Raw genomic sequence first — 9,478 nt, forward strand, 5'->3', positions numbered from 1 at the left:
TACACCGCCGCCCGCAGCCCCGCTTCCACAAAACAACTCCGAGCGGGCATCGCCGCCGACGTCAGTCATCGCAGTCGGGGCGATCCGGATCGCGCAGGTCCCGCACGCCCGCAGGACCGAGGTCCGGCAGCGCGAAGGTGTAGGTGCCGATCACGTTGATATGCCGGCGGCCGAACGGTGACAAGCGGGCGACATCCTCCTCAGCCAGCGGGTAGCCCGCCCGCAGACGGGCCAGGGCCTGATCCGGGGGTGAGGAACCAGCGGACAACCGTTGGCGCTGAGACGGATCTTGGCCGCAACGAGTGAGGTCGCTCTTGGTCGTGATGGTTCTTCAGCGGGTTGCCCGGTCGCGGCGTCGGCGGGCGGCGCGGATCTCGGCGTCGGCGACCTTGTCGTCGAGCAACGCATACAGCTGGGTGGTCTCAGTGGAGGCGTGCCCCAGGCGCCGCCGCACGGCCTCGATGGAGACGCCGGCGTTGATGGGTTCGGTGGCGTGGGCGTGACGCAGCTGGTGGATGTCGATCTCGACCCCGGCCTGCGCGCAGTAGGTCTGCCAGCGGTGGTGGGCGGCGTCGTAGGACAAGGGCCCGCCGCGGCCGTTTGATCGAGGCACGGAACAGCGGCCCGGCGGTGTAGCCGGCGCGGGCCAGGTACAGCTTGAGCAGGGCGACGTAGCCGCGGTCGTCCAACAGCACGGTGCGCACGCTGCCGCCCTTGCCGTGGATGCGCACGTGTTCGTCGTCCAGGCGCAGGTCCAGGTCTTCGACGTACAGGCCGCAGACTTCGGAGGCGCGGGCGCCGCACACGTAGGCGGTCTCGAACAGCGCCCGGTCGCGCAGCCGGTCCAGCGGCGCTTCCTTGCGCGGTCTGCGTGAGCAGATCACCGCGAAGATCTTGGCGACGTCGGTGGCTGCGGCGGGGCGGGGCAGGCACTTGGGCACCTTGACGGCGTCGATGCGGTCCATCGGGTTGGCGACCACGAGGTCGTGCCGGACGGCCCACTTGGCGAAGGAGGCGATGGCGGCGCGCTTGCGCTTGCGGCTGGCCGGCGACAGCTCGGTGAGCTCGGCCAGGAACGCGCGGACGGGCGTGGCCGACAGCGCGCTGATCTCCTCGCCGTGGTGGGCGGCGAAGACGATCAGGTCGCCGCAGTAGGCGCCCGGGTGTGCGTGGAGCGGCCGGCGTTGGCCAGGTCGGTGAGGAAGCCGTCGAGATGGCGGGCGAGCGGGTGGGAGCGGCCGAGCTGCTCGGCGATGACCGGATCCATGCGGTGCGCCTCCACCATTCGCCAGGTTGCCAGATAACCGGGAAACGAAGCCTCCGCGCCGAACTGGATGGCGATAACCCCGCCTGCCCTGGCCCGCTATCGCCCCTGGCCACTCGGTCTCAATCCCGATGGTGTATGGCGGCACCGGCTTGGACAAATCGGACCTAGGTCGTGTTTCAGAAGTGACCTGAGTGGCGATCGCTCGGTGTGTCGTAGATCGACAAAAGAAGAGGTCTCCGGTAGATGAGTCAACGACCAAGAAGACCATCTGCACGGAGACCTCGTGACCACCTTACCGGTGGCGGAGCGGGCTGATCTGACCGATGCGCAGTGGGCGGTACTGGAGCCGCTGCTGCCGGTCGGCCGGAAGCCGGGGCGCCCGCCGATCTGGACGAAACGGCAGCTCATTGATGGGATCCGGTGGCGGGTACGGGTGGGTGCGCCGTGGCGGGACGTGCCGGAGCGGTACGGATGCTGGCAGACGATCTACGGATTGTTCCGGCGCTGGCAGCGTGCCGGCATCTGGCAGCAGATCCTGACCGCCTTGCAGGCTCGGGCGGACGCGGCCGGGCTGATCACGTGGGATGTGAGTGTCGACTCCACCGTCTGCCGGGCCCATCAGCACGCCGCCGGGGCGCGGAAAAGGGGGATCTGCAGGTCGAGCCGCCGGGCGGGGTGCAGGAAGAGCCGGCCGATCACGGGCTGGGACGCTCCCGCGGCGGCTTGAGCACCAAGCTGCATCTGGCCACCGAGCAGGGCCGCAGAGCGTTGTCGATCGTGCTGACGGCTGGGCAGCGGGGTGACAGCCCGCAGTTCACGGCGGTCTTGGAGGCTATCCGGGTGCCGCGCTTGGGCGGGGGCCGGCCGCGTACCCGGCCGGATCGGGTGCTGGCCGACAAGGCCTACAGTTCGCGCGGCAACCGCCGCTACCTGCGCAGGCGCGGCATCAAGGCCACTATCCCGATCAAGCTGGACCAGGCCGCCGCCCGGCGCAGGAAGGGGTCGAAGGGTGGCCGGCCACCGGCGTTCGACCCCGAGTCCTACAAGCTGCGCCATGCGGTGGAGTGCGGCATCAACCGGCTCAAGGGCTACCGGGCGGTGGCCACCCGTTTCGACAAGCTTGCCGTGCGCTACGAAGCGACCGTTCACCTCGCCGTGATCGACGCCTGGCTATGAGCCCACCACTTCTGAAACACGCCCTAGCCGCCGAACGTCACCTCGGGATAGCGGGCGGACGGCTTGTCCAGCAAGGGCTGCGGCTTCCCGGCGAGGTGGCGGGCGAAGAAGGCGGCGACGTAGGCGCGGGTGATCTCCACGGAGCGGGCTCCGGTCATGGCGAACCCGAGGTCGAGGCCGATCTGTTCGGCCAGCAGCGGGACGTCGGTGAAGGACGCGTGCTCCGCGCCGGTCACCACCAGCCACCGCTTCCAGCCGGTCAGCTTCTTCCAGTCGCGTCCCCAGCTCCCGTCCTTGCCGCCGGGGCTGTGCATCGTCGGCGACCCCACGAACAGGAACGGCCGGGCCAGGCCGCTCTCGGGGATCGGGGCGAAGGTGGTGCCGTCCAGGTTGACCCCGGCGCGGATGCGCTTGTCCCGCACCATGGCCGCGATGCTGCTCGCGCCGCCGACGGACTGACCGGCCATGCCGATGCGTGACCGGTCGATCAGCTTGGCTCCCCGCCATTTCGGCTTCGCGCCGGTCAGCTGGTCCAGAACGAAGGAGACATCCGCCGCGCGGCTCCGGACCACCTGCTCCCCGAAGTCCGGCTCCTTGTTCTCGCAGGCGACGCACGTGGTGACGCGCCCGTCGGGGAAGGTGGTGGCGACGCTCTCGTAGGTGTGGTCGATCCCGACCACCACATTGCCCTTGCTCGCCAGGTCCTCGGCCAGGCTGGTGAGTGAGCCGCGCGGGGAGCCGAGGCCGGGGGAGAGCACCACCAGGGGCAGGGCGCGCTCGCGGCCCGCGGGCACGGCGTCGGTGAACGCGTTGGTCCGCACCTTGCTCAGCGTGTCAGGTGCGACGGGCAGCCCGGCGTCCTTGATCAGCAGCTCGGACTCCTTCGGCGTCACGTACAGGGCCCGCTGCTTGCCGCGTGTCCCGGCCGCCGGATACCACAGGGAGACCATCAGCTCCCGCGCCGTCGCCGCCGGGACCCACGGGTCACGCCGGGAGGTGTCCTTCAGGTACAGGGACGTGACGCCGACCGCGTGGGAGCCCGTCGGCGTGGGCAACCGCGGTGCCGCCGGAGCCGGAGCCGCAGCTGCAGCCGCAGCCGCGGTGGAGGTGGGGGCCGTGAGGGTGAGCAGCCCGGCCAGGGCGAGGGCCGCCGTTCTCGCAAGATCCATCAGTGTGTCGCCTTTCCTCGCAGGCCGCGGTCGTCCGCGGATGGGACGACGCTAGGCGCGGCCGTGCGGCGGGCGCGTCGGCCGCCGTGCCGAATCCGGGTAGCTCCGAGGAACGATCCGAGCCTGGTGTCATCCCTGCGATGTAGTCCCGGCGGACGAGGCTCCCGGCATCGCGACGGATGCGTGGCCGGTCGCGCAGCCGTGACAATGTCCCGATGACGGCGGAACAGAGGTGGCGGCTGTGGCGGCAGTACGTGCGGGAGGTGTTGCGTCCGGAGGAGGCGCGCGCCCGGCCGTCCCGCGGAGCGCTGGTGGCCGACCTGGTGCTCGCGCTGCTCCTGACCGTGCTCGCGGTGGCCGCGGTGGCCGATCTGCGCGACGGGTCCACCGAGGGGCGGCCGGGGCCGGCGGCCGTGTCCCTGCGACTGCGTCCCGATCCACCCGCCCGGCCGGTGAGCCCGGACCCGCCAAGCCCGCGGGCCGGCTCAGAGCAGGGTCCGCACCCGCTGCTGGTGGTCCTGACCGCGTTGCCGCTGGCGGTGCGGCGCCGGTACCCGCTGGCCGTCTTCTGGACGGTCGTGCTCGCTGCGCTGGCCACCCATGAGGCCGTGACGTGGATCACCGTGCTCGCCTGCGCCGTCGCCGCCTACGGCGCGCTCGCCTACAGCCGTCACCGGCTGGCGGCGGCGGGCGGGCTGGCGGCGGCGGCCGTGCTCACCGGCGTGGTCTTCCAGGATGTCGTCCCCACGCTGCCGCCCTGGCTGGGCCCCATCGTCGTGCTGACAGGGGCGGGCGTGCTGGCGGTGGCCGTCCGCTTCTGGCAGGGGCGGCTGCGGGCCGGCCGGGATCACATCGACGCGCTCCGGCGGGCCCAGGCGACGGCCATGCGCGCGGCCGTCGACGAGGAGCGCGCCAGGATCGCCGCCGAACTACACGACATCGTGACCCACAACGTGAGCGTGATGGTGATCCAGGCCGGGGCGGCGCGCAAGGTGATGGACGCGGAGCCCGCGGAGTCGAAGCGGGCGCTGCTCGCGATCGAGGCGGGCGGCCGGGCGGCCATGTCCGAGCTCCGTCACGTCATGGGCCTGCTGGCCACCGAGAACGAGACCATGAGGCACGGGGCCACGAAGAACGAGGTCACGGAGAACGGGCCGCCCGATCCGCAGGGCGGACTCGCGCCGCAACCCGGGCTCGATCAGCTCGACGCGCTGGTCACCCGGGTCCGGGCCGCCGGGATCCGGGTCGGCGTCGAGCTGTCGTTGCCGCCCGGCCCGTTGCCCGCCGGGGTCGATCTGGCCGCCTATCGCGTCGTCCAGGAGGCCCTGACGAACACGATCAAGCACGCGGCGGGCGCGGCGGCGTCCGTCTCGATCCGCCACGAGGGCGACCGGCTGGAGATCGAGGTCACCGACACCGGCGGCACGCGGCGCGGCCCGTCGTACATGGGCGGGCGCGGGTTGATCGGGCTGCGCGAACGGCTGGCCGTCTACGGCGGCACCCTGGAGGCGGGACCTACCCCCGCGGGCGGCTACCGGATCTTGGCCCGAGTACCATGGCTAGCCTCATGAGCCACCCTCTCCGCGTGATCATTGCCGACGATCAGGCCCTGGTACGCACCGGGTTCCGAATGATCCTGGCCGCCGACGGCATCGAGGTGTCGGCCGAGGCGGCAGACGGCGCCGAAGCGGTGGAAGCGGCCCGGCGCACCAGGCCGGACGTCGTCCTCATGGACATCAGGATGCCGCGCATGGACGGCATCGAGGCGACCCGGCGCATCCTCGCCGACGACGTGGCCGGCGACATCCGTGTGCTCATCCTGACCACCTACGACCTCGACCACTACGTCTACACCGCGCTCGCCGCCGGGGCCAGCGGTTTCCTGCTCAAGGACGTCACCCCCGAGCACCTGGTGGCCGCGGTGACCCTGGTGCGCACCGGCGACGCCCTGCTCGCCCCGACCATCACCCGGCGCCTGGTCGAGCGGTTCGCCCGCCGGGACGACTTCGGCCCTCCGGCCCCGCACCGTGACCTGTCAGAGCTGACCGCTCGGGAGTTGGAGGTGCTGCGGCTGCTGGCCGCCGGGCTGAGCAACGTCGAGCTCGCCGAACGGCTGACCCTCAGCCCGGCGACGGTGAAGACCCACGTGGCCCGCATCCTGGCCAAGCTCGGGCTCAGGGACCGGGTGCAGGCCGTCGTGCTCGCCTACGAGACCGGGCTGGTCTCCCCGGGCGCGACGTGACCGCGCATGGTGGAGGACCACCAATTCCAAGCATGCTCCTGATCACGGACGTGACAATCCCTGACAGAGGAGGTCTTTGGCATCCCCCAAGATCGCTCAGGGGAATCGAGACACCTTCTCACCAGCGGCCACTTCACGTCACCAGGGATTCGAACGGTCCGCGCTTCGAACGCCGTTCTCGTCCACGCCAGTGGCACTGGCGGTGCCGGCCTCGGGCAACGCCGCCGCTCCGAGCGGCCGCAGGCCCTTGTCCGGAGCCGAGGAAGCGATCGCGTAGCGGCCCAGGCAGTTGAGATGGGTGTGGCCCAGCGGGGACAGCCGCGCCACGTCCTCGTCCTTGACCGGTACACCCTGGGCGCACAGCTGGTCCACGATCGCCGACAGATACCGTGAGTTCCACAACACGACGGCATTGACGACAAGTCCCAGAGCCGCGAGCTGATCCTCCTGGCCTTCCCGATAGGCCGGTCGGATCCGGCCGGCGTTGCCGTGGCAGATCTTGCGGGCCAGGCGGTGCCGGGACTCCTGGACCGACAGTTGCTTGCCCTGGCTCCGGCGGCAGCTTGGAATCCATCGGGTCCAGCATGCTCAGCAGGTGCATCGTCTTGTCGATCCGGCCGTACTCGGCGAACGCCTGCCCCAGCGGCGTCGGAGAACCCTGGCGGGCGAACATGCGCAGCAGGTCGTAGGCACGCACCTGGTTGGTCACCAGCGACCCGGCAACCCGAAGCATGTCCGGCCACTGAGTGATCACCTTCTTGGGGTTCGGCCTGTTCCGGGCGATCGCCTCCAGCACCCCGTAGTCGCCGGCGCTGCCGTCGGGCGGGTCGGCCCGCCAGAACCGCTGGTCGCCCAGGTCGGCGAAGCGGAGCGCGAACCGGTAGCCGAGCATGGAGAAAATCCCGAAGACCATGTCGATGTCGCTGGCCTGGTCCGTCGTGACCACCTCGGGTTTCGGGCCGGCGTCCAGGTTGATCAGGCAGTCCAGGACGTACAGGGAATCGCGGGGCGTGCCCGGCACGACCATCTGCCCGATCCCCGCCACCTTGCCCTGGTGCTCGATCAGGATCGCGTTGGCGGAGGCGTGCGTCTCGGCGCGCACATAGTTCTGATCCACGTGCGAGAGCCGGCCCCGGGTGGGTGCCTCATCCCCGGCCTTGATCACCGGCGTCAGCCCAACGTTGCACGCCTCGCTGATCAGCAGTGCCACCAGCGATCTCGGCAGGTCGTTCATGCGAGTGGAGATGTCGGCCAGATGCACGTAGGCGTCCAGGAACCCGGTCCAGGCGTGCACCTCCAGCAGCAGCTCGGGCAAGTCGATGCGGGGCAGCATGGCCTGGCAGGCGGCCCGTAGCCATGCCAGCGACTCGCTCTCGCCGAGCGCGCCGAGCTTCTCCACCGACAGCCGGGCCCGCCCCCCGCCAGCCGGGGTTACCACCGAGACCAGCGCGTCCTCGCCCGCTTCCGCCAGCCGGGCGGCCATCTGCTTCCAGGCCGCGTCCAGGGCCGTGACCTTGTCGTTCAGATGCTTGTGGACAGGGGCGGTGAGCAACAGGGAGGCCAGCACGTCCTGCTTGATCGCCCCCACTGCGCCCCGGCCAGCAGATGCGCGCGCGGGTCGGCCCAGCGCAGCGACGGCGTGGCGACGGCGTGGCGAACACATCCCTGATCATCAGGGCCCGCATCAGATGCTCCAGCACGCACACCACGTACGCGTCCCGATCCACCGCGCCCTGCGGCAGGTCCGGGTTGGCATACACCGCCCGCTTCCACGACGCGGTCACCAGCGCGGCGTCGATCTCCTTGGGCAGCAGCGGCTTCTTGCTCACCTGCCGCCGCGACAACTCCGGCAACCGGCGCACCGCGGCCAGCACCCGGCGCCCGCCCGGCGCCGCGGCCAGCGCCTTGGACTCGCCCAGCAGCTGCAGGAACGGGCGCACGGTGTTGTACTTCTCCACCAGCGCGGCGCGCACCGCCGCCTCGGCCGCGCCGGCCTCTTCAGGGATCAGTTCCTCCACCACGTCCAGCGCAGCGCGGACCTGTTCCTTGCTGGTGCCGGCGATCTGGGCCACCGCGGTCCACATCGCTGCCATATCGAGGCGGCGCCCTGCTGGTCGACCAGGTCCAGGTGGTCGACCAGGACGCGGCCGGCCTTGGCCACCAGCTTGGAGGCCCGCTCCAGCCGGGGCAGCATCCGCAAGCGTTCGTCGGCGGATTTCCGGCGGGCCGGGCTGGTCAACCGGGTGGCCATCAGTAGCGCGAACAGATCGAGAGCGTCGTCGATCGCCTCGGCCTCCAGGCTCCGGGTGACCGCCAGCAGCGTCGCCGTCCGACGCGGCTCGACCAGCCGGTCCAGGGCCGGAGCCTTGCTGCCCGCCCCGCACTTGGCCAGGGTCTTCATCCACCGCACCGGCACCCCGGGCAGCACCACACGATGCCACCGCAGCCACGCCACCGACTGCTCAAACAACGCCACCGGCCCCTCGGCATGCGTCCACGCCCGGCCGTGCAGGAAGGTCCGGAACTGGCGCATCAGCTGCCGCTCGCCCCAGCTGCTGGTGTCATCGAAGGCGTGGTAACCATAGGTGTCCCGGATCATCCACGCGTGCTCGTACGTCGTCTTGGGCCGCTCGGCGTACTTCTTGGCCTGTGACGCGTCACCGACCCCCAACTGATCGGCCAGGTAATCCACCACTGGCCACGGCACCGCGAGCGGATCCTGCAAGAACAGCCCCTTGTACCGTACGGTCCCGATCTGGACGGCGACGCCCAGCCGGTGAGAATCGGCCCTCGACTGCGCGGTCACATTCCGGTCGAAGCTGTCCAGGAAGAAGCACTTCTCCAGGTCCACAACGATGGCACCTCGACAAACGAGGCGTAGGCAACCCGGTGCTCGGCAGACAGAAATTCCGCAGGCATAGCCCGCACGGTAGGGCCATATCAGTCGTGATCAACTCATAGTGATTGACGCGTTACAAGTGAGTGTCTTTCAGTCCTAAGCGTGTCTTGATCCTTCTCAGCGCCAACGGCTGTCCGCCGGTTCCTCGACGCCGGGGACCGCGAAATCGTCGAGCCACGCGTCGTCCACGACGACCAGCAAGTCGATATCGCTCCAGTCATCGCCCCGGCCAGCGCCGAGAGAGCCGACCAAGCCGGCACCGGCTACAACCGGGTCGCCGTCGAGGCGGGCAGTTATGGCGCTGAGCCAGCGGGACCGGATGTCGGCGAGACGGGGAGCTGCTGGTGGCCCAGGACCCTCGGCGCTCATCAGAACGGATCATAGCCCGGCGGAAGCGAACCCACCCTGAGGCGTGGTACCGGATTCCGCAGCGCTTGGCGGACCTCGCCATCCTCTGAAGCGTCTCCAGCCTGTCGATGCACCGTCCCAATGCGATCAGTGCCTCAACAGGTGTCCCTTCTCAATTGAGTTGGCGTGCGGGAGAAGGTGTGACCTGGTGGACGCCAAGTCGACTGAGACATTCGGAGTCACGGCGGTCTCAGAATCATGGCGTGGCAGGTCGAATGTCTCAGAGGGCGTTACGCGAGTTGATGTCCCTCTCGTCCATTGCCTTGGGGAAGGCGGGCTGGTCAGGGCGTTAGCGGTTGGGCTGGGAACGTGGCTGA

The 9,478-nt window shown here is 70.1% G+C and carries 8 protein-coding genes and 2 pseudogenes; 3 read left to right on the forward strand and 7 right to left on the reverse strand.

Features of this window, described 5'->3' with window-relative positions:
* Positions 1-61: 61 nt before the first annotated feature.
* The 4 genes and pseudogenes from AB0K28_RS50715 to AB0K28_RS50730 form a co-directional block, all read right to left on the reverse strand.
* Positions 62-268, reverse strand: coding sequence for a hypothetical protein (locus tag AB0K28_RS50715; RefSeq protein ID WP_364385603.1), 207 nt, complete (start codon positions 266-268; stop codon positions 62-64).
* Between the two features lie 63 nt (positions 269-331).
* Complete coding sequence (locus tag AB0K28_RS50720) at positions 332-613, reverse strand: tyrosine-type recombinase/integrase (RefSeq protein ID WP_364385606.1); 282 nt, start codon at positions 611-613, stop codon at positions 332-334.
* 85 nt (positions 614-698) lie between these two features.
* Positions 699-1,142 (reverse strand): annotated as a pseudogene (locus AB0K28_RS50725) (tyrosine-type recombinase/integrase); the annotation flags it as partial.
* Positions 1,139-1,267: a hypothetical protein gene (locus AB0K28_RS50730; protein WP_364385626.1), complete on the reverse strand. Its 129-nt coding sequence runs from the start codon at positions 1,265-1,267 to the stop codon at positions 1,139-1,141. The pseudogene AB0K28_RS50725 and the gene AB0K28_RS50730, both read right to left, overlap by 4 nt.
* A gap of 298 nt (positions 1,268-1,565) precedes the next feature.
* Between AB0K28_RS50730 and AB0K28_RS50735 the strand changes: the two genes are divergently transcribed.
* Positions 1,566-2,443, forward strand: a protein-coding gene (locus AB0K28_RS50735) for an IS5 family transposase (RefSeq protein WP_364385623.1) whose coding sequence is annotated in 2 segments (ribosomal slippage) — positions 1,566-1,962 and positions 1,962-2,443 — 879 coding nt in all. Because the reading frame shifts where the segments join, the coding sequence is not laid out codon by codon here.
* Between the two features lie 23 nt (positions 2,444-2,466).
* On the opposite strand, the gene AB0K28_RS50740 is transcribed toward AB0K28_RS50735, so the two are convergent.
* Positions 2,467-3,612 carry an alpha/beta hydrolase gene (locus AB0K28_RS50740; RefSeq protein WP_364385609.1) on the reverse strand — a complete coding sequence of 382 codons (1,146 nt, stop codon included), beginning with the start codon at positions 3,610-3,612 and terminating at the stop codon, positions 2,467-2,469.
* A 215-nt stretch (positions 3,613-3,827) separates the two neighbouring features.
* Here AB0K28_RS50740 and AB0K28_RS50745 point away from each other — a divergent pair, with 215 nt between their 5' ends.
* Both AB0K28_RS50745 and AB0K28_RS50750 read left to right on the forward strand, forming a co-directional pair.
* Positions 3,828-5,183 (forward strand): histidine kinase, encoded by a 1,356-nt coding sequence (locus tag AB0K28_RS50745; protein ID WP_364385612.1) that lies wholly within the window; start codon positions 3,828-3,830, stop codon positions 5,181-5,183.
* Positions 5,180-5,854, forward strand: a complete 675-nt coding sequence (locus AB0K28_RS50750) for a response regulator transcription factor (RefSeq protein ID WP_364385615.1) — start codon at positions 5,180-5,182, stop codon at positions 5,852-5,854. The genes AB0K28_RS50745 and AB0K28_RS50750 overlap by 4 nt, the downstream gene beginning before the upstream one ends.
* A gap of 231 nt (positions 5,855-6,085) precedes the next feature.
* Here the strand turns inward: AB0K28_RS50750 and AB0K28_RS50755 are convergent.
* Positions 6,086-8,773 (reverse strand): annotated as a pseudogene (locus tag AB0K28_RS50755) (Tn3 family transposase); the annotation flags it as partial.
* Between the two features lie 97 nt (positions 8,774-8,870).
* Positions 8,871-9,122 carry a nucleotidyltransferase domain-containing protein gene (locus tag AB0K28_RS50760; protein ID WP_364385618.1) on the reverse strand — a complete coding sequence of 84 codons (252 nt, stop codon included), beginning with the start codon at positions 9,120-9,122 and terminating at the stop codon, positions 8,871-8,873.
* Positions 9,123-9,478 lie beyond the last annotated feature (356 nt).

The organism is Nonomuraea sp. NPDC049504 (assembly GCF_040676845.1).
GTDB classification, from domain to species: Bacteria; Actinomycetota; Actinomycetes; order Streptosporangiales; family Streptosporangiaceae; genus Nonomuraea; species Nonomuraea salmonea.